Source organism: Pedobacter sp. GW822-FHT03F06 (genome assembly GCF_058801365.1).
In genome coordinates, this window is the sequence record NZ_JBXANE010000001.1 from 1 (window position 1) to 20,852 (window position 20,852).

Here is a 20,852-nt window from a genome sequence, read left to right on the forward strand (position 1 = left end):
AAAAGCTAAGAAAAACTCCAAAAAAAGAGTTTTTCTTAAAATAAATTTGCAATTGTGGTAAACCTAGAATACGACCGAAGCAACGCGAAGTGGAGAGATCTATAATAGATTTCTCCACTTCGCTCGAAATGACGAAATTTCTAGAAAATTTATTTACTTAATTCTCATGACAAACTTATGCTAACGATACAAACTCTTTTTTATTAATAACGTCATCCTGAACTTGTTTCAGGATCTTTTAGCTGGAATATTGTGTGTAATAGATGCTGAAATAAATTCAGCATGACGCCCAAGGTAAAAGTATGGCTAAAGTTTAATTTCCCATACTAACCATCGCTTTAATCACCCCATTCTTGGGATCTAACCAGCTTTCAAACTCATTTTTTACTTCCTCAAATTTCACCTGGTGCGTAATATAGTTGGTAGGATTAACCAAACCCGCTTTCATCGATTTAATTACATGTTCAAAATCTTCAATAGTGGCATTTCTACTGCTCATTAATGTCGATTCGCGCTTGTGGAACTCAGGGTGGTTAAAAATTAAATCTCCTTTTTGCAAGCCGATTAAAACGAACCTGGCTCCATGTGCCATATAGTTTATAGCATTGTTAATGGCCTTCTGATTACCTGTAGCATCGATTACTACCGTCGGCATATCGCCATTGGTAATATCGTTAAGTTGTTGCGTAACATCAGGCGAAAGCGCATTAACCACATGTGCTACCTTTAATTTATCCTTACAGAAAGCCAGGCGGTCTTCGTTAATATCTAAAGCGATTACGTTGGCCCCGGCAATTCTGGCGAATTCCATCGTGCCCAAACCAATTGGCCCGGCACCAATAACAAGCACAAATTCTCCAGGTTGAATATCTGCCCTGCGGACACCGTGCGCACCGATAGCTAAAGGTTCAACTAAGGCGAGTTCATCATAACTCAAGCCCTCGCCATGTAAAAGTGTTCTTGATGGAACCTGTAAGTATTCGCGCATACCACCATCAACATGTACACCGCAAACCTGCATTTTAACACAGCAGTTTGGTTTGCTCATTCGGCAGGCAATGCATTCGCCACAATTAAAATAGGGTATAAAAGTAACAGCCTCTCCTATTTTGAAACTATTGGCTCCATCGGCTTCAACCAATTCGCCAGATAACTCGTGACCTAAAACTCTCGGGTAATTAAAGAAAGGTTGTGTACCCTCAAAGGCATGTAAATCGGTCCCACAGATACCGATTCTTTTAATTTTTATAATGGCATGGTCTTTTTTAAGCTCAGGTTTTGCTGTTTCTGAATATTCGAAAGTTCCAGGCGTTGTACAGGTAAGGGTTTTCATTTTAATTTAATGATTAAATAAGAAAAATCGTCATCTCGACTGAAGCGCAGTGGAATGGAGAGATCTATAATAGATTTCTCGACTGCGTTACACTCCGCTCGAAATGACGTTGTCAGTGGGGATTAAGCGTTGGCCAAAGCTCTGTCTAAATGAACATAACCGCCATCAACATGGATAATCTGTCCGGTGGTATGACTTGATTTACTCGACATTAAAAAGGCTGTCATGTTTGCAATTTCTTCTGCGGTTGTCATTCTATTTTCCAATGGAATTTTTGAAGTGATCTCTTTTAGTTTTTCTTCCGCATTATCCAAAGTCTCTATCCAGGTTTCGTAAGCAGGTGTCCAGCATTCGGCAACTACAACTGCATTTACACGGATGCCATATTTTAATAATTCAACAGCCCATTCACGCGTTAATGCATTTCTACCACCATTTGCGGCAGCATAGGCTGAGGTGTTCCCCTGTCCGGTTTCAGCCGTTTTTGAAGTGATGTTCACAATCGCACCTTTGCTTTTAATTAACTCGGGCAAGGCATGGTGTGCCATCAGGTAATAATGCACTACATTTTTATGTAATGAAGCCATAAAGTCTTTATAATTTCCACTTTCTAAGCCTACCCCGTCATTAACGCCAGCATTATTCACTAAACCATCAATCCTTCCAAGTTTGGCAACGATTTCTTTAACTACTTTTTCGCAATCATCTGGATTGGAAAGCTCTGCAACAAATTGTTCTGCCTGTTTGCCTTGTGCGATAATCTCATCGACTACTTTTTGGTTATCTGCTGCTTTTCTACCTACGATTACGGCAATTGCATTTTCCTTAGCAAATACTTCTGCAATGCTTCTACCAATGCCTTTTGCAGCGCCGGTAATGATAATAACTTTTTCTTTTAACTGTAAATCCATTTTTTACTAATTTTATATTGATCGTCACCCTGAACTCATTTCAGGGTCTTTTTTAGCTAGATGCTGAAATAAATTCAGCATGACGAAGTGACTAAACCTTAGCCTATTATTTAATCATATTAATTATATCCGCTTTTCTTGATTCAGGAAATACTTTTAAATCTATTAATTTCCCATCTTTTAAAGTGCCTTCAACGGTGGTTTTGTAAGGTGCATATAGTTTGAAATGTACGTCCCATTCTTTAGGCCATGCAGGGTAAAGATAAATCTTTTTTCCGTCTACCTGCATCAGCATTTCCTGTAAACCGATCATACCAGAGCCGCCCCAATTATGGTCTGGTGTCCAGTCGAAGCCAGGTCCCCAGAATGACGGGAATCTCCTTCCCGAGTCTTTTAACTTGGCTGTGGTTAATTTTGCAGCATCTTCTGTTAAACCTAATCTTGCTGCAAAAATATTGTCCTGTTTCCAGCCGATATAACTGCGGAATTTCAATACATCAGTGTCGTATTTGAAGGTATTGACAGCGGTATCCAAACCAGGTTTGCCAATCCCATACATTCCCCATGGGTAAACAGGGTACAATTGCGGGCTTTCGGTATTGTTAATGCGCTCCCAGAGTTTTGCCGGAGCAATTGTGGTGCGACCGTCAAACGTTCTAAAACTGATAGGTGGAATGGTTTTTAGCATGGCTTTCCATTCTGATTTTTGCTTTTCAGCTAAATTGGGATGCTCCAGAAGCCGTTCTAAAACGGTTTTTAGTGCAACGATGGTTGAGGTGGCGTTATAGGCCATTTTATAGGTTTCAGCGCCAGACCCAGGATACAAAACCAAATGTCCATCCGTATCTAAAGCTTTCGCACCCCGTTGCTTGGCTAAATAAGTGTAGTGTTCTTTGAAAAAGCTAAGTGAACTTTCAATCAATGGAAGATATTTTTCGATGTTATTGCCGTTATACCTTTCCGTTTCCAAAATCATCATACAAAACTCTAAGACAGTATCCCACTGGTATTCTAACCAGGCATTGTATTCCATGCCTTTGTTAAAATCGGCAGGACGTTTCCAGCCATATTCTGCAGGGTTTGGTAATCCAAAATTCTCCAGTTGTTCTGTAAAACTTGCGCCATTGTGCCCCCAGGCAGCTTCCGTTCTGATTTCTACATTCTTCAACAGATCCAGGTAGAAATCGAATTGGGACTTCATCAGTTCAAAATCGCCGCTTTTTAACATCGGCCAATAAACTAAACGTTGGTTTTGTGCGGTGTGCGTACCTCCTCCCCAATTCCTGAAATCGGGTGTATATTTCAGCGCAGTATCAGTAAGTTGTGGATCGAAGGTAAATAACCCGCCATTAAATTTCGTGGGGTATTTGCCAAAGGCATTGCAGCCCAACATATACCTGAATAACTGATAATTTTTAGCTGATTGATTGGCTGATTCATCTTTCGAATTAATGTAGATGAAACTCTTTTCAAAGTAATCATTCCACCATTTTATACTGGATTTATGATTGTTATTGATTTTTAATGAAGTTAACTGTTTTTCCCAATCAGAAATTGATTCAGTTTTACCTGTATGTAAAGCAATAGTAATGCGGCTTGAACGCGAAGGTTTTTTGCTTTTCAAGGTCCAGGCTTTAAAAGGTGTACTTAAATAGATACCTTCATAAGTCCCTGCCGGAAGCAGGTTATCTCCCTGCATTGAGCCGCCAAAAATCAGGTTTTTTAGCGGATTGAACAATTCGGCCTTTCTATCATCAAGACCTTGCTGTTTCACTGTAATATCGAATACGGTTTCGGGTTTATTTTGATGGTAAAATTGAACGGTATTGTTTTTAAATGCAACTTTATCTTTAAGGGTTTTTACAATGCCCTGGGGCGCCCATTTATAGGAATTTTGGTTGTTCTCTTTGCCTTTTGTGATGCGGTCTTCAAAGCGCCAGCTTTCGTAACTGGCTTCGGTTGTGGTATTTTGACTGGATTTAATGTCTAAATGTATAACCGGATTAAAAACATCTACCCAAACCTTAATTTTTGCACTTAATTTACCATTTGCGCCTGAAATCTGGGCGTAACCATCTTTTAAGATCAGTTCTTGTTTAAATGATTTCCCCTGAAAAGGATTTGGGGATATTTTGAGTTTTACACGGCCAAGTTTAAGCAAGCTATTATTCTCGTCGAAGGTGCCGCTTTTGGACAGATAGAGATATACATCACCATTTTCTACCCAGAGGTTAAGGCCGATATCGCCGCCACCTACAGGCATGGATGCTGATGAATTAAGGCTTTGGGTATTCCAAACCACATTATTTGAGGCTTTTTCCTGTGAAAAAGCATTTAAGGTGAGGAAGCACAAAGACACGGAGAACACCAAGAAAACGTTGAGGTTTTTTGACCATAGAAGGCATATCAGAACATTTAAGTTCTTACATAAAATACTTGGTACGCTTAGTGTCTTCGTGGTTAAATTCATTTTAAAATTGCTAATTCTCCCAATCATCGGTGCGGAATGAGGAAACGGGTAAGCCATCGTTCCCAAATAAATCGCCGGTTACAAAATCTTTAAAGGCATAACGAACAGCCACCGGTACTTTAACCTGTTCTGCTGAAACAGTGATGCTACTTCCTGTTATAGTGGCTTTTGCGGGATAAAATTTATGGTCTGCTCCCGCTACTTCAAATAAGGCCAAATCTTTGCCAAATGAAGTTAAGCCATTTGTTACATTTTGGAACTTGATTATCGCTTTATTTTTATCGATGTTCAAAGATTCATAGTTAGGGCTAAATGCACCAAAACCTTTTATACCATAAGTTTGAGATAAGGCCAGGTAAGCCAAACGTGTTCCGCCCTGTTTTTTGTTTGCAGGATGGATTGATTTTTCTTCACCAATATCCATTAAAACAGCCATCCCCGAATTTGGGATTTTGGTTAGGGATTTACGTTGTGCATCCCTTAAAAAGGCAGAATTAAACTTCCCGCCAACATGATAAGGTGGCAATTGGGCATAGTTGTAAGGCGCGATTTGAGCATAATAGAAAGGAAAGTCACCAATATCCCAATTTTTTCTCCAGGAAGAAACCATCGCAGGAAACAAATCTTCGTAGCGGCCCGGACGCTCATAGTTCGATTCGCCCTGATACCAGATGGCGCCTTTTATGCCATAACCGATTACAGGATAAAGCATGCCATTATATAAAGTTGTAGGCGTTCTGCTTACTTCTTTTATGCTGTCGGTTTTTGAAGGAATTTTAACCTCAGGGAATGCTTTTAAATCCTCGGGCGACATCCAGGCTTCAATTGTAGAACCGCCATAACTATCGTTGATGATCCCGATAGGAACATTTAACATCTCGCTTAATAAGGAACCGAAGTAATAAGCAGTTGCGCTAAAATTGGCAACGCTTTCAGGGGCAGCTAATTTCCATTGTGAAGCTTTGCTGTTTTCTTGTCGTTCGATGATGGAAGAACGCGGAACAGTATAAAGCCTGATGTTTTTATTGGTAGATTTTAGAATGGCCTCATTTGAACCAATTATCGGCTGACTTTTAAAACCTTTCATGGGCATTTCCATGTTCGATTGGCCACCACAGAACCAAACTTCGCCAATTAAAATGTCGGTCAGGACCAGTTTTTCGCCATCATTTAATTCAATATTATATGGCCCGCCGGCTGATGGAGTGGCAATTTTTATTTTCCATTTACCCGCCTGATCAGTAATAACGGTATAGTGCTGTTTATTCCAGGAGGTATTAATTTTTACCCTGGTAGCAGGTTTGGCCCAGCCCCATATGGCAACATTACTTTGTTGCTGTAACACCATGTGATCGGTAAAAATTGATGCAGGCTTTACTGTGGCCGACGCAATGAGGCAACAAGTGAGGTTTAGGAATATGAAGAGTTTTAGTTTCATTTTTTTAACATTAAATATTTGATCCAATCAATTGATAGAATCTTGTAAAAGAGTCGTCATCTCGACCGGAGCAACGCGAAGTGGAGAGATCTATTTAGTTAGATTTCTCGACTACGTTGCACTCCGCTCGAAATGACGATAACACATTATCTACTCACCGGCAGCCATACCGACATTTCTGAATGACCACGGTTTCCCCAGGCAAAGTATGGCACCAGTTTAATTTCTGTTGTTGTATTTTTATCTTCAATGGGCCTGTACAACACATTTTTCCAGTTGTTTGGCCCTACCATTTTTGCATTTCCTACTAAACTCATCATTGCAGCACCATCGATATTAATGGGCTTGGCCTCAAATTTCGTTGAAGCTGGAATAAAAGCATTAAAAATACTTTTTCCAGATAAATCTGTCGATTCCAGGCAATAAACAATTGGCCCGCGTTTTACCGCTACCTGGTTCCTGTTTTCTTCAACCAGGGGATTGGCTTCAATTAAAGTGGCCTCCATAGGGAGATTTAATTCGATTACATCACCTTTTTTCCAAACGCGGCTAATTTCTGCATAAGTTCCGGAAACGGCTTTAACATTTTCAGTTTTTCCATTGATTGTGATCTGTGCATCGTGTGTCCATGAAGGGATTCTCAAAAATAATGAATAAGCTTTATTCCCTATTTCTTTAATGCTGATTTTGATCTTCCCATCCCAGGGATAATTGCTTTCCTGGGATAAAGAAATTTTCTGATCATTAGTTAATGTTGTATTTAGGTTATTACCGCCATACAAATTAAACCATAGGCCTTTATCTGAGGTACTATAAGCATAATCACTAACTTCTGCAATGGTTCTGACTACGTTTGGTGGGCAGCAATTGGATAATGCGATATAAGGCACCCTATCTTTCGACCAGCGTTGTTTAAACGGTAAATCGTCTGATTGTGCCAAAGGATTGGTGTATAAAAAGTTTTTTCCGTCCAAACTAATTCCAGACAGCACGCTATTGTGTAAAGCCAGTTCCATTACATCAGCATATTTTGCATCGCCTGTAATCTGCAACATGCGCCAGTTCCAAAGTACGTTACCAATGTTGGCACAGGTTTCGTTATGTGCGGTAAAATTGGGCAATTGAAAATCACGACCGAAAGCCTGATGGATTTTCTGCACATCGGCCGGGTTGTATGAAGCTCCATCGGGCGAAGTGCCGTCGTAAAGTGAACCACAACCTCCTGTAATGTACATTTTGTGCTGATTAACATCATCCCACATTAAATTCAATGTTTTTAAAAGAGAATCTTTACCCGTTTCGGCATATAAATCAGCTACACCAGCATAAAGGTAGTTTGCACGCACGGCATGCCCCATGGCTTTGGTTTGTTGCAAAAAAGGGATCCGATCCTGGTTATCATCTGTTCCATCATCAATTTTACCTTTGATGGCGATTAAATGTTGCGCCAGTTCTAAATACCGGGGATCTTTCGTGGTGCGGTACATTTCTACCACGCCCATGTAATGCGATGGGCAAATGGCATTTCGTGCTAATGTTGGCGAAGCAGATTTATAGAAATTATACAGGTAATCTGTCGCTTTTTTAGCAATATTAAGTAAAGTTGTTTTGCCTGTAGCACGGTAGTGAATACAACCAGCCGTCATTAAGTGGCCTATATTGTACGATTCGAAGCTTAACCGATCCTGAAACTGGTTTTTCGAGCCTGTTTTACGTTGCTCAATCATGGCTTTGGTATAAATGTAACCATCGTTGCGTTGTGATTTACCGATTACCACAATAGCTTTATCCATCATTTCGTTCAGTTTTGGATTTTTGGTTGAGGCATACAGAACAGCTACAGCCTCCAGCGTTTTATAATAATCACCATCATGGAAAGATGGACCAGCATGCGAACCTGTATCTAAGCCTGCTGCAATTTTGAAATTTTCAAAAGCATGACTGATTTTAGGATCGTTATAAATGGCCCACATGTTAGGTACCATGGTTTCGGTGGCTACTTTAAAGCGGTCGGCCCAAAATCCTTTTGTCCAGCTTACATCCGTCATATTAATGCTGTGCAATTTCGCGTAAGGCGAATTTGACGTATTAACCAAAGCTTTGTCTTGTGCTTTAGCGCTTAACGTTAGAAAAAGCACTGTGCAAATAATTACCTGAAGTCGTAAAGTATGCAGGACAAAATTTTCGGTTATATGAGGTAGCTTTTTCATTATTTTTTTAGTTTTAACCTGGAAATATTCCTGGTTTTAATGTATTAATCTAATTTATGGCCAAAAGTTTTTAGATTCTGAAGCGTAGGTAATGGCCTGATCATTCGTTTCTTTATATTTTTCTTTAGGATTTTTTCGGAACCTAATAACGTTGTCGTTTCAGTTCTTACTCCTGTTAAAAGATCAAATGCAGTTTCGGTTGTCGAATTTTGCCCATCATAAACTACACTAGAGACTTTAATCAATTGAAAAATTCCATTTTTATAGATGAATTTATACTCAAAGCGAACATCATCTTTTTCGGTGTTCATTAATAAAAATCCGTTTTCAATAAAAAAATAAGGGATTTGATTTTTAGTATGTACACCGTTTACATATTGGGGTTCAATTACATCAGTTGAAGAGAAAACCATTTTAAATTTCTTATTTGGCTGTAACAAAAATATTTGTAACCTTAATGGGACCGTTGCATCAATCGTATCCATCATAATTACGGTTTTGTCGGTTAAACCATCTTTATTTAAATCGCCCTTTTCTAGCCTGATCTGGACATTAAAATTATCCTTCACCTTCTTTTGTTGAGCGTAAACAATAGTTTGGGTAAAAGCCAGAATTAACACAATTATTTTTTTCATTTATTTTGAAATATTAAATTCCGATTACTCTTCCACTTGTATCACCACTGGCCCTAATAATCCTGCAGGATTTAAAGGTTTGCCTTCCAATCGGAAAGGTGCAGTTGTTTTGGTGATTCTTTTATTTTCTGGCAATTTGTTATCGCCTATTAAACGGTTAGCCCAGGTATTTGTCACTTCAATGGTAATTTGGTTTTCTCCCTTTTTTAAGGCTTTACTAATTTCTAAACGGTGCGGAGCAGTCCACAAAGTACCGCAGTTTATTCCATTGATTTTTACTTCGGCAATACTGGAGAATATGCCTAAATCAAGCCAGATTTTATCTTTAAACTCTCCGTTAAAGTTGAATTTTTTGGTATAAACTGCAGTTCCTGAATAATATTTAACCACGCTATCGGCATTTAATGTCCAATCGGTTAAGTCGTTAAAAATTACAGGTTTTGATGGGCCAGCATAAGCCGGATCGAATTTCGCCTGCCAGCTTTTGGAAATATCCTGAATGGTTTTGAAGCTCGACCAGTTGTTGCCACTATTAAATTGAGTTTTATGAGTTTCCTTTTCGAAGAGAAAAAATAAACTTTGATTGGGAGCGATTTTATAAGTAAAGACCGTTCGCTCTCCTTCATTAGACCAATTATTAATGTCAGTTAACTTATCGGCAACAGCATCATAAACTTGTGGTATTTTATGGGTTACACGAAATGAAAACCTAAAATTTCTTTCTTTAGCCTCTTGATTGGAAATAAAATAGATATCCTTTTTATCAGTTTTCCTGTGAGTATAAGCAACTTTTTTTGCATAAGTAATTGGCTTACTGTTCGGATTAGTTTCCGTTACATAAAGATCTGGTTCAATTCCTACAAGTTTAAAATTATCGGCATTAAAGGGAGCTTTAAACAGATTGCCTTTATCCATTACTTTCGTTAAAACAGGATGATTATTATTATTTATCTCATGAAAATTATTCTTCCAAATTTCATCCACTGCCGAGTTAAACGCAGATTTGCTAACTTGTTGTAAACCATTTTGATACAAAGGTTTGTCTGCTACAATCACATTAGCTCCCGCTATAATTAACTCAAATATTTTTTTTACAGTTGTATAACTCATATGCTGATAATTCGGGTTCATTTTCATGTTACCCGGTATTACCAAAATTTTATAGGTTGCCCCACTTTCGAAAACAACATTACCGTCTTTTACAGTAGCTGTACTTAACACGTCGGGATTAAAACTATCGTAAGTATATCCACGTAATGGATTTACCCAATTTTCAGGATCGGCCATATTTGCAGAATGGGTAACACCAGCCGGAATCTGCCTTAAAGGTTCACCAACATTTGCGAGGCGTTTCTTTTCAGCGTCCACTACATCTGCACCAAAAATACCGGGCAAGGTTTCTACCAAACGATCAGGTAAGACCGAACGGCGCGGTAATTCTTCACCGGTGAAAACGGCGATATCGACAACTGGCTTGCCCTGCTGAAGTAAATTTTGAGTCCTTTCTGCATAGTCTATCCATGCTTTACCAGCCTTCCACCAGGTTTGGTCGCGTTGGAAATAAAGGCCTACACCATCTAAAGTCATTCCGGGTTTCCGATCAATCCAGGGATTATGTGTAAAAACGTGATACACCAGTTTATTGATTCCGAGGGCATAGTTGCGGTCCTGAAGCGTTTTCATATTGGCTGGACTTTCGTTCCAGTCCATTCGAACGGTGGTAAAAGCCTCGGCCTGGATGATGTTTTTACCATAAATATGCGCTCCAGAAATGGCATCCAACATATCATTCGGTTTATCATGTGTCGGGCTTTTTAACCAAAACTCGCCCATTGGAATGTCAACCGTTTTGTAGTGCATCAATCCGTCACTCATCATGGTTGGTGCAATACTTTCGGCCGTAAAAGTTACCCCCTTATCCTTTGCCAGCTTAGCCAGCGTTTTATAAAACTGGTCGACAACCAATTCAGAAATCGTTTTTCTAACATCGTAAAGGAAATTTTCGGACACGGATACATTCTCTACAGGTAATCCGGTCATGATGGGTAAATAAGGTGTTAAATCGTAACCTCTTCGCTTTAAAAATTCTGCTTTAAATACTGGCGACCAATTCTGGCTGCCACATTCCCAACTGTCTACATGGAAAACGCTTAATACTTTTTTGGCTATTTCTGGTCCACCATGTTTTAAAGCTTCACCGTACCAATTCTCGAACTGTAATTTTACGGCTTCGGGATTAAATTTATCACATTCCAATCCTTTCCCACCGCCACCTGTTGCATTGGTATGCCCTGTAGAAGTATGGCCAAGCCTTAAGATTGTCCAATTGCCTTTCGGCGCTTTCCAGTGTAAGCTTCCATCCGGATTTAATTTATCCGTCAGGTTAATGATCTTATTCAATGGTACACACAGGTTTTTGGCAATTTCTGCCGCTGTGCTTCTCTTACTGATCCGCCAAACTGAACCATTTTTGCCTTGGAACTGATTGAGCTGTGCTTCGGAAGATAATTCGAGATTCACGAGCTTTAATGATGGCTTCCATTTGGCTGCATCTAAATCCTCTGAACCTGGTTCTGATCCCTTTTTATCATAAATAAACCTAAAAAACTTAGCGGTGGTAGGTACAATAGAATGGGTAATATCTTCATCGGTATCCTGCCAGCCATGACGGGGTGCTTCCAACCTACCGATAGATCGAAAATTTTTCCCATCATCACTTACCTCAATGGCCAAACGCTGTGCCTGATAATTGTTACCGCTAACTTTAATGGTTATGGTACGGCAGGTAAAGGGCTTCGCAAATTCGTATTGAATATAACAGGGCTCATTTGAACCAAAATTTTTCTTATTCCCTGGTTGTACTAAACCTGTTGCATCAGCACCATTGCTTGCCGTAATTTTTGGGATAACCGTTCGTGTTGAAATGCTTTCACCAGTTGGTGAAGGGTAACCGTAAACGGCAATATCTTTATAATAATTTTCTTTAGATTCTGGTTGAGGTAAACTGATCTTATTGGCTGTATTATTGATATTTATTTTAGACCAGACTACTTTCTGCATCGAAAGTTCCGGTGTTATCCATGGGCCACCTGCTAGTGCGAAACCATCGCTCACATGCATGCCTAATTTCAGCTCTAACCGTTTAGCCTCAGTCATGGCAAACTCAACCATTTTCCACCATTCTGGCGTCAGCTGAACTGCGGGTGGCGAATAAACAGGCATTTTATCGGGTCCTTGAATGCTCATTAAATAAGCACCCCCAATACCATTTAATTTCATCGCTTCCAGGTCGGCAGTGATGCCTTCTTTTGATACTCCCCCTTTTACCCAATACCAAAATACCCAAGGTTTTGCACTTTCGTTCGGTTGTGCACCAGCAATTGATGCAAAGCAAAAGCAAAACAACAGAATGAATATTAAAATCTTGCTAAACCTAAATTTCATTTTTTTTTATTTTCTTATAATACCAAAGGTGGCTTTCAACCTGCGAAACAATCGAGAATAGATTGTCACGTCGTGCCTTCTCGCATCCGATAGCTATCGGATGACGGACTTATATTTATTTGTGTGCGATTTTATAACCTCTTAATCCGAAATAAAGAATAACCACAAAACATACAAGCGGAATACTGTAGCCGATCTGAATATTATCTCCATACATATCGATTAAACTTCCCATACCGAATGGTAGGATTGCGCCACCTACAATCGACATGATTAACCATGATGACCCTGGCTTGGTATCGTCGCCTATACCCTCAATCCCTAACGCGAAAATGGTTGGGAACATAATTGACATAAAGAATCCGATAGCACCCAGCGCATAAACTACATAAGAACCTTTACCTAAAATGGCAACCAGACACAAGATTATTGATATAACTGCATAAATCACAAGTAATTTATTTGAAGATATAAACTGTAAGAGTGCCGTTCCAGCGAAACGGCCAGCGGTAAATAAAAATCCATAAACGACCAAATATGATGCAGCTGTTTTTTCGTCAAAACCACCGCCCTGTTGTGCCATCCTAATAAAGAAACTGGTTACACAAACTTGTGCACCTACGTAGAAAAACTGGGCAATCACAGCCCACCTGAGATGTTTATGGCGTAGTGAGCCAAAAAAACTTCCTTTTGCTTCTCCATCAATACTTTTGGTTTTAATTTCGGGAAGGTGGATAAAATAAAATATAATAGCAATGACCAATAAAACGATCCCTAGTGTAATGTAAGGTGTTTTAACCGATGCAGCCTCTTCAAGAAAGTAACTGTTTCTACTAACTTCTGTCATTGCTGCCAATTCTTCTTTGGTGTGCGATTTACCTGAGAGGATAAACAATCCGCCAATCATTGGTGCCACCATAGCAGCCAGTCCGTTGAAAGATGCAGCCAGATTTAATCTGCTCGTTGCTTTTGCAGGATCACCCAATACAGCAGCATAAGGATTAGCAGAAGTTTCGAGCATCGTTAAACCACAGCCAATAATGAAAAGCGCAATTAAAAATGTAATGTATGATAAGTTATTGGCAGCCGGCACAAATAAAAACGCACCGAAAGCAAAAGCTAGTAAACCTGAGATCATGGTTGCTTTATAACCCCACTTTTTCAAAATCATTCCGGCAGGAATAGCCATTAAAAAATAGGCAAAGAAAACAGAAGTATCAATCAATGTAGATTGTCGGTTATTGAGGTTACAGGCTTTCTTTAGGTGCGGAATTAAGATTGAATCGAGGTTATGTGCCATTCCCCAAAGGAAAAACAAGCTGATTACGAGTATAAACGGTAATAAATACTTTTTTCCTGATGATGGATCGCCCTCAGTTACAATTTCTGGCTGTGTGTTTATTGGTTCATTAGTCATTGGTTCATTGGTTTAGTTCATTTGTCATTGGTTCATTAGTCAATAGTTCATTAGTCATTTGTCCATTGGTCAATAGTTCATTAGTCATCGGTTCATTGGTGTTAATTATGTCTGGTAAGACTGTCGATATAGGCGCCCAGACCAATGAACTATTGACGATTGAACTAATGAATCTTTTTCACCACCAAAAGATGGTCGCAAACAAGTACAACTTCTCCGTGTTGGTTGATGATTTCTACATGCTCGGTTACAGTACCATATTCTGGCCTTTTGCTCTCTCCTTTTTCAGAGATTGTGATTTCAGAATGAATGGTATCACCAATAAAAACAGGTTTTACAAAGCGTAATTTATCATAGCCTTTGCTCATGGCTTCTGGATTGATTTCTGATGCGGTTAAACCGATACCAATACTAAAAATCATCGTTCCATGCGCAATTCTTTGTTTGAAAGGTTGTGTTGCACACCATTCGGCATCCATATGATGTGGAAAGAAATCGCCGGTATGACCTGCATGAACTACAAAATCGGTTTCGGTTATTGTACGACCTAGTGTTACACGTTTATCCTGTAATTGATAATCTTCAAAAAATGTTGATTTGAAATACATAGTTTTTAACTTTTTATAAGCGAAGCAATCGCTTTTCTCCTGCATCCTCGTTACAAACGAGGATGATTTTGTGTTTTTTATCTATAATTCCGTCATTGCGAGTTTTCGATTTTTCATCGAAACGAAGCAATCTTTCTTGCAAAACAGATTGCTTTACCGATAAAAATCAGCACAGGTTGGATCACTCAGTCCATACCTCCCAATGACGTTCTATTTATTTAATCGTTCTTTTACCTTTACGCCGCCAATATCACTCGATTGATAGGCACTTTCTACAACCGCCATGGTTTGAATCACATCTTCTACACTGGTATTTAAAACATCGGTTGAACCTTCATTATAGCGCATCAAATTGGCCATCGTGCCTATAAATGCCTCTGGAAACCAAGAGCCCTCCAGTTTAACGGTTTGCCATTCCGCAGATTTTCCATCTTCTACAATACAATATTCAAAAACATCTGGTACACCATGAGGGTAATCCATTAATAGCCCGATTTTAGCTACAATTGCCCCTCTAGTTCCCTCCCACTTAATATAACTTTCCTGGTGCTTCGGACCAAAATCATGGTCATGGTTGGTGTTGATTACCGCATGCATCGTATCACCATAATCAAATAAGATTGTAGAACGAGATGATGACAAGCTTTTAGCCGGATGTTTTAGGGTTTTTGCTAAAATACTCTCGGGATTGCCCAAAAACGAACGGATCAAATCGACATAATGAATGCTATGGTATTGAATTTCTAAGCGTGGATGAATAATTACATGTGGAAAAATCTCCCAGGGCGTTTTAATTGTTACGCGGACTTCCATATCGTATAATTCTCCGATTAAACCTTTATCTATGATGTATTTTGCGGCACTTACAAATGGCGCAAAACGCAACTGGAAGTTTATAGCTGCTTTTAAATTCTTGGTTCTGCAGAGTTCGAGAATTTCTTTTGCCTGTGAAAAATCATCGCCCATGGGTTTTTGAATTAACACCGCACTTCCATCGGGCAATTGCTTTAATGTTTCGATATATTGCTCAGGCATGATGGTTAAATCGTAAACAGCATTTGCTGGGGCCAATTTTACGGCTTCGGCCACAGAATTATAGACATTTGGAATTCCAAAAGCATCTGCTAATTTCTGTGCCCGTTCTTTGGTCCGGTTTACAATGCCATGCACCTCAAAACCGGCAATTTTATAGGCTGGCAGATGTGCATCTGCTACTATCCCCCCTGCACCAATAATAATGATGGGCTGTTTGGTCTGCGGGAGTTGGGGTTTATATTTGATATCAATACTCATTTGTCAATTTCATTAATCTGGTTCTGTGCGAGCTGGATGAGTTCTTCGGTTGCGGCATCGGTATTGATGGCCTGCAACACCATTTGGTCGATAATGGCGGCAATAGCAGCCCAATTTTGTTTCTGCGGCAACATATTGGCTACCTCGTGTAATTGCTCTAGTTTATGGTAATAAGGAATAACCTGGTTGATTTCTTCATCTTTCCAGGTCGATATCCTGCACCCGATCCCACCTGCTAAAGTGAGCTGTTTATCTTGTTCTCTGGCTAAGGCAAAACGAAGAAAATCGTATGCGATATCTTTGTGTTTACTACCCTTAGCAATGGTGTAAAGCCAGTATACGTTTAAAGAAGCTGATTTTTCATTATTGGCCGAAGGTAAAAGTTCAACACCTATATTGCCTTTCACTTTTGAATTTGCATCTATTTCGCACATCGCTGCAAAACCGAACCAATTGATCATCATAGCGGCTTCACCTTGTGAAAAGGCTATTCCTGCGGCTACAGATTCGAATGCTGCTGATTTTGGGTGAACAGCGGTTTTGTCATTCACAATCGTCCGATAGAAATTAAGCCCGTCAATCGCCGCTTGTGTATTGATCTGGATAAAACCATGTTTGTCAACCAGTGTGCCGCCCCTTGTCCATAATTGCAGTGCAAAATCGAAAACGGTATTGTGGCCATCGGGATAACAGGCGAAAATACTGCCATATAAATTTTGTTCGGGACGGTTAAAAAAACGGGCAATCTGATGAAAATCTTCCCAAGTTTTGGGTATTGCTAGGGTTTTGCCGAATTGGGCAAAATATCGGGCCTTTTCGGTTTCACTTTCGAACAGGTCTTTTCTATAAATAAAACATTCTGGCCCATCATGAAATGGCAGGCCAACCACTTCCCAGCCGAAGCGCTGCAGTCCTAAAAGCGATTTGCTCCATCCCCTCGGGAAATCATCGGGTTTGTTTTTGTTGATGTAGGGATTTAAAACTTCGAAATCATTGCCTGAATAGCCTTCCAACACCCAATCGGTACTGATGTGCGCAATATCAAAATCGCCATTTGCCAATCCTTTTTGAGTGATGGTATTGTCGTAAAGTTCGTGCAGGTCCATTACCACCATATCTAACTTTAGTTTACAGCCCGAACTGAGACAATATTGTTCCCAGAATTTCTGCATCGCAGCTTCAAATGGCGCAAATTTACGAACGGCTATCCTGAAAGTTTCTATTTGGTTATGCATTTGCAGTGGTATGCTTGGTTATAAATTCTTTGATAATATTCTCATTATCCTGTCCTAATTTTGGCGAACCAATTGCTGAAGTTAATAATTCGCCATCAATGCGGATCGGGCATCTGGTGGTTTCATATCTGTAACCATCAATCATTTCCACTTCCTGAACCATCTTCAACACCTTAAAACCCTCATGGGCCATTAAAGCATTCCAGTTTAACACGTCTGCACACCAAATATCGGCAGGTTCTAAAATGGAAAGCCATTTTTCGGTAGTCGCCGATAAAAGATAATCAGCCAAAATGGCCTTGATCTCATCCCGTTTATCGAATGCCTCGGCGATTTCAATGTAATCTTCTAAGGGTTCGCAGCCAAGCAGCTTGCCGAGCTGTGGAATGGAAGCCATCGCCAGGGCTAAATATCCGTTTTCTGTTTGATAAATCCCATAAGGAGCGCCTAAATATGCATTTGCATTGTTCTTTTTAGAACGTTGAGGCAAAGATCCGCCATCATTCATAAAAGTGGTGATGGTTTCAAACTGAAAATCGTAAGCAGATTCCATCATGCTGATCTGCACAAAACCACCTTCGTTTTTTAACGCTTTTCGGTATAAACAGGCCAGGATTCCCTGCGCCAAATGCGCGCCTGCCAACATATCAATAATCGATAAACCCATTGCTACAGGGCCACTATCGGCATTTCCGGTTAAAGCGGTTAAGCCGGTAACCGATTGCAAAAGTAAATCCTGGCCAGGTTTGTTTTTCCATTCTGTGTTGTTGCCATAGCCTGAAATTTCGCCATAAATTAGGGTTGGATTTAAAGCGATTACGGATTGATAATCGAAACCCAAACGCTCCATTACCCCTGGTCGGAAATTATGGATCATTACATCTGCTTTTTTAAGCAGTTCGCGTACCATTTCACAATCTTCTTCGCGCTTTAAATCAACTTCAAAACTTTCTTTATTCCTGTTGATGGCATGAAAAACAGATGATTCGCCGTTCATAATCAGATTTGAGGTATAGAGAGTGCGGCAAATGTCGCCTACACCCAAGCGCTCAATTTTGATTACACGTGCCCCCATATCGGCCAGGCGCAAACTTGCCGATGGCCCCGATAGGAACTGGCTGAAATCGATAACTAAATAATCTTCAAGCGGTAGCATAATTTTGTTTTTTAAATCGTCATCTCGCGACCGTAGTGGAGAGATCTATTAGGTCTTTGTCCTATAGATTTCTCCATTCCGCTGCGCTCCAGTCGAAATGACGACCTTGTGTTTAATTTTATTGACGTTGTGATTCGTGGTCTTCACAAATCTTTTTACATCGTTTATTTCTATTAGAACGATCGTCATCTCGACCGTAGTGGAGAGATCTATTAGGTCTTTGTCCTATAGATTTCTCCATTCCGCTGCGCTCCAGTCGAAATGACGATCATTTTTATTAATTCAACTCAAACTCTTTATTAATCCCAGCCGTATCAAAACCAAGTTTTGGTGCTGCTTTACCGGCAAATAATTTTTCATTATCCAGTCTAATCGGGCTTACTGTTGTCTTTATTTTTTTGCCATCATCTAAATCCAATTCCTGTTCAATCTGTAGGCTTTTATAAGTATTCGTGGCTGTTGCAGTTTGATAATTTAATACTTCTGCGCACCAAATGCCATGGCCTTCCAAAAGATTAACCCAATATTTTGTACCATTTGTTTTAAAGGTTTCGGCCAGGCGGACAATTAATTTATCGCGGTTTTCAAATGCTGAACCTGCCTCAACGTATAAGTCAGTAATATCACAATTGATAATCGTACAGATATTTGGCAGGTTGCCCATGGCCATGGCAATATAACCATCGTTGGTTTCGTACATGCCATAAGGAGCGCTTAAGTAAGCGTGTGCACTGCCTTTTGCTCCGCTTCTATCGGGTAATTTACCACCATCATTTAAGTAGGTGGTTAATACTTCAAACTGTACATCTAAAATGGATTCGAGCAAACTCACCTCAACCAAAACACTTTTATTGGTTTTTGCCCTTTTAATTAAAGCAGCCATAATGCCTTGTGCCAAATGGTTTCCGCACATAATATCCGAAACAGAAAGTCCGAAAGGCACTGGTCCGTCTACATCAACACCCGATAGAAACGTTAATCCGGAAACGGATTGTACCAATAAATCCTGACCTGGCTTGTTTTTCCATGGGCCTTCACTCCCATAGCCGGTTACCATCCCATAAACAATTTTTGGATTGATTTTTTGAACGTTTTCATAATCCAGACCAATTTTCTCCATCACACCAGGACGGAAATTATGCGTCATCACATCAGCCTTACCGATTAATTTTTTAAGTTTTTCTAAATCTTCCGGATTTTTTAAATCGGCGGTATAACTTTCTTTATTCCGGTTGATGGTGTGAAAAAGCAAACTATCTTCATCAACGAAAAGATTTTTGATGGATAAAGACCGACATGCATCGCCTGTTTTTGGTCGTTCGATTTTAATCACACGGGCACCTAAATCGGCCAGTTTTAATCCTGCAGATGGTCCTGCCAAAAATTGGCAAAACTCTAAAATCAAAAGTCCTTCCAGCGGTCTGTTCATGATAACACTAAACTTTTAGATTGCTGATACAATTTGTTCATAGCCGATAAAACCTGAATTTCATCTCCACCATTTATTAAATAATCGCGCACCACATCGCCCGCATGGTCTTGAAAATACATCGAACCATGGTAACGTGGACGGAGAAATGCTCTTTGTAAGGCCGGTAAAGTATTCAGAAAATAATGCTGACTCTGGCGGTTGACTTCTTCGTTTTTCCAGGCCGCTAAATGCCCTGGCTGACCACCACTCTCGAAAAACAAAGTGGACTGACAAGCAGGTGAACCTACAAATTCTACATATTTGGCCGCAATCTCTAATGCTTCGCATCTCGAAGAAATGGCTAAACCTGTTCCACCCAAGGTGCTTCTCAGGTTGGTTTTACCATCTAAAGAAATCATATCGTGAAAATGCAAAGTTTTGCGGGCATAACCATTACGCGAATAGTTTGAGTAGCCATAAGCAAACGGGCAATATGCAATTTCGTCGGTTAAAGTCATTGCTTCATATACCTGGATCGGGTTTCTATTGAAGTTTGCTTTATCTATTTTCGACGCCAGTTCACGGTACATTTGCAAAGCCCTAACACCAATTTCCTTAGAAACCACCTGCTCATCCTTTTCACAAGGATCTTCACCCAAAGAGCAGCAAAGGGTATAAAAATTCATTAATACATCAATCGGAATACCTGCAAAGGCAACTAAACCTTTATTGGCAAGTGCAAGTAGATCTTCGAATGATTTAGGCAATGCTAAGCCTTTTTCGGCTAGTAAATCCGGTCTGGAAGCGGCCACAGGAGTTGCCGCATCTATCGGTAGTGCCCACAAGTGTTCATTATAAAAATAACTTTCATAAGATTGACCCACCGAATTTTCCTCCTGATCTTTCAAATATTCTTGAGAAAGGTATAGGTCTAAAGGCACAATTGATTTTGTTTTTGCGGCAAAACCTGCCCAGGGATGATCGATAACCAACAGATCAAATCGTTCTGCCAATTCCTGGATTGAAAAATCGGCAAATTGCTGCAAACTTCTTTTCTCCCAGGTGATGTTTACATTTGGGTGCAATTCTGAAAATCGCTGTGCCGTAGCCACCATAGGCAAAAGCCCACGGCTATGGTTCCAGGTTATTCCTTTTAAATTAATTATCTTCTCCACTTTATTTTTATCTAATGGTTGGTGTCTCCACCGACCATATTATTGTTTTAATTTTTTCTGTTGGTGAGACACCAACCGTTAAGTTTTAAATTTGTGGTTCGTGGTGACACGAACCA

At 39.8% G+C, this 20,852-nt stretch carries 14 protein-coding genes; all 14 read right to left on the reverse strand.

What is annotated here, in order from left to right; genetic code table 11:
• Positions 1 to 313: 313 nt before the first annotated feature.
• A complete protein-coding gene (locus AC1RJ8_RS00005) occupies positions 314 to 1,333 on the reverse strand; it encodes a zinc-binding alcohol dehydrogenase family protein (RefSeq protein ID WP_492952377.1) in 1,020 nt (339 codons plus the stop codon).
• A 122-nt stretch (positions 1,334 to 1,455) separates the two neighbouring features.
• Positions 1,456 to 2,244: an SDR family oxidoreductase gene (locus AC1RJ8_RS00010; RefSeq protein ID WP_492952376.1), complete on the reverse strand. Its 789-nt coding sequence runs from the start codon at positions 2,242 to 2,244 to the stop codon at positions 1,456 to 1,458.
• 106 nt (positions 2,245 to 2,350) lie between these two features.
• The gene (locus AC1RJ8_RS00015; RefSeq protein ID WP_492952375.1) at positions 2,351 to 4,714 is read right to left on the reverse strand and encodes a DUF5703 domain-containing protein; all 2,364 of its coding nucleotides are present in this window, start codon (positions 4,712 to 4,714) and stop codon (positions 2,351 to 2,353) included.
• Between the two features lie 10 nt (positions 4,715 to 4,724).
• The gene (locus AC1RJ8_RS00020) at positions 4,725 to 6,152 is read right to left on the reverse strand and encodes a sialate O-acetylesterase (protein ID WP_492952374.1); all 1,428 of its coding nucleotides are present in this window, start codon (positions 6,150 to 6,152) and stop codon (positions 4,725 to 4,727) included.
• 146 nt (positions 6,153 to 6,298) lie between these two features.
• On the reverse strand, positions 6,299 to 8,362 hold the full coding sequence (locus AC1RJ8_RS00025; protein WP_492952373.1) for an aceric acid hydrolase: 2,064 nt from the start codon (positions 8,360 to 8,362) through the stop codon (positions 6,299 to 6,301).
• Positions 8,363 to 8,406: 44 nt separating this feature from the next.
• Positions 8,407 to 8,997 carry a hypothetical protein gene (locus AC1RJ8_RS00030; protein ID WP_492952372.1) on the reverse strand — a complete coding sequence of 197 codons (591 nt, stop codon included), beginning with the start codon at positions 8,995 to 8,997 and terminating at the stop codon, positions 8,407 to 8,409.
• Positions 8,998 to 9,021: 24 nt separating this feature from the next.
• On the reverse strand, positions 9,022 to 12,441 hold the full coding sequence (locus AC1RJ8_RS00035) for a glycosyl hydrolase (RefSeq protein ID WP_492952371.1): 3,420 nt from the start codon (positions 12,439 to 12,441) through the stop codon (positions 9,022 to 9,024).
• 115 nt (positions 12,442 to 12,556) lie between these two features.
• Positions 12,557 to 13,858 carry an L-fucose:H+ symporter permease gene (fucP, locus tag AC1RJ8_RS00040; RefSeq protein WP_492952370.1) on the reverse strand — a complete coding sequence of 434 codons (1,302 nt, stop codon included), beginning with the start codon at positions 13,856 to 13,858 and terminating at the stop codon, positions 12,557 to 12,559.
• Between the two features lie 164 nt (positions 13,859 to 14,022).
• On the reverse strand, positions 14,023 to 14,466 hold the full coding sequence (locus AC1RJ8_RS00045; protein WP_492952369.1) for a MaoC/PaaZ C-terminal domain-containing protein: 444 nt from the start codon (positions 14,464 to 14,466) through the stop codon (positions 14,023 to 14,025).
• Positions 14,467 to 14,676: 210 nt separating this feature from the next.
• Positions 14,677 to 15,759 (reverse strand): Gfo/Idh/MocA family protein, encoded by a 1,083-nt coding sequence (locus AC1RJ8_RS00050; RefSeq protein WP_492952368.1) that lies wholly within the window; start codon positions 15,757 to 15,759, stop codon positions 14,677 to 14,679.
• On the reverse strand, positions 15,756 to 16,994 hold the full coding sequence (locus AC1RJ8_RS00055; RefSeq protein WP_492952367.1) for an extracellular solute-binding protein: 1,239 nt from the start codon (positions 16,992 to 16,994) through the stop codon (positions 15,756 to 15,758). Before AC1RJ8_RS00055 ends, AC1RJ8_RS00050 begins: the two co-directional genes overlap by 4 nt.
• Entirely contained in the window at positions 16,987 to 18,150 is a 1,164-nt protein-coding gene (locus tag AC1RJ8_RS00060; protein ID WP_492952366.1) for a CaiB/BaiF CoA transferase family protein, read from the reverse strand. Before AC1RJ8_RS00060 ends, AC1RJ8_RS00055 begins: the two co-directional genes overlap by 8 nt.
• Positions 18,151 to 18,427: 277 nt before the next feature.
• The gene (locus AC1RJ8_RS00065) at positions 18,428 to 19,579 is read right to left on the reverse strand and encodes a CaiB/BaiF CoA transferase family protein (RefSeq protein WP_492952365.1); all 1,152 of its coding nucleotides are present in this window, start codon (positions 19,577 to 19,579) and stop codon (positions 18,428 to 18,430) included.
• Entirely contained in the window at positions 19,576 to 20,736 is a 1,161-nt protein-coding gene (locus AC1RJ8_RS00070; protein WP_492952364.1) for an ABC transporter substrate-binding protein, read from the reverse strand. The genes AC1RJ8_RS00065 and AC1RJ8_RS00070 overlap by 4 nt, the downstream gene beginning before the upstream one ends.
• Between the last annotated feature and the right edge of the window lie 116 nt (positions 20,737 to 20,852).

What these genes read in the sequence shown, in the direction of transcription:
- AC1RJ8_RS00005 (WP_492952377.1), bottom strand. Translation starts at nt 1,333, where the DNA reads ATGAAAACCCTTACCTGTACAACGCCTGGAACTTTCGAATATTCAGAA.
- AC1RJ8_RS00010 (WP_492952376.1), bottom strand. Translation starts at nt 2,244, where the DNA reads ATGGATTTACAGTTAAAAGAAAAAGTTATTATCATTACCGGCGCTGCA.
- AC1RJ8_RS00015 (WP_492952375.1), bottom strand. Translation starts at nt 4,714, where the DNA reads ATGAATTTAACCACGAAGACACTAAGCGTACCAAGTATTTTATGTAAG.
- AC1RJ8_RS00020 (WP_492952374.1), bottom strand. Translation starts at nt 6,152, where the DNA reads ATGAAACTAAAACTCTTCATATTCCTAAACCTCACTTGTTGCCTCATT.
- AC1RJ8_RS00025 (WP_492952373.1), bottom strand. Translation starts at nt 8,362, where the DNA reads ATGAAAAAGCTACCTCATATAACCGAAAATTTTGTCCTGCATACTTTA.
- AC1RJ8_RS00030 (WP_492952372.1), bottom strand. Translation starts at nt 8,997, where the DNA reads ATGAAAAAAATAATTGTGTTAATTCTGGCTTTTACCCAAACTATTGTT.
- AC1RJ8_RS00035 (WP_492952371.1), bottom strand. Translation starts at nt 12,441, where the DNA reads ATGAAATTTAGGTTTAGCAAGATTTTAATATTCATTCTGTTGTTTTGC.
- fucP (WP_492952370.1), bottom strand. Translation starts at nt 13,858, where the DNA reads ATGACTAATGAACCAATAAACACACAGCCAGAAATTGTAACTGAGGGC.
- AC1RJ8_RS00045 (WP_492952369.1), bottom strand. Translation starts at nt 14,466, where the DNA reads ATGTATTTCAAATCAACATTTTTTGAAGATTATCAATTACAGGATAAA.
- AC1RJ8_RS00050 (WP_492952368.1), bottom strand. Translation starts at nt 15,759, where the DNA reads ATGAGTATTGATATCAAATATAAACCCCAACTCCCGCAGACCAAACAG.
- AC1RJ8_RS00055 (WP_492952367.1), bottom strand. Translation starts at nt 16,994, where the DNA reads ATGCATAACCAAATAGAAACTTTCAGGATAGCCGTTCGTAAATTTGCG.
- AC1RJ8_RS00060 (WP_492952366.1), bottom strand. Translation starts at nt 18,150, where the DNA reads ATGCTACCGCTTGAAGATTATTTAGTTATCGATTTCAGCCAGTTCCTA.
- AC1RJ8_RS00065 (WP_492952365.1), bottom strand. Translation starts at nt 19,579, where the DNA reads ATGAACAGACCGCTGGAAGGACTTTTGATTTTAGAGTTTTGCCAATTT.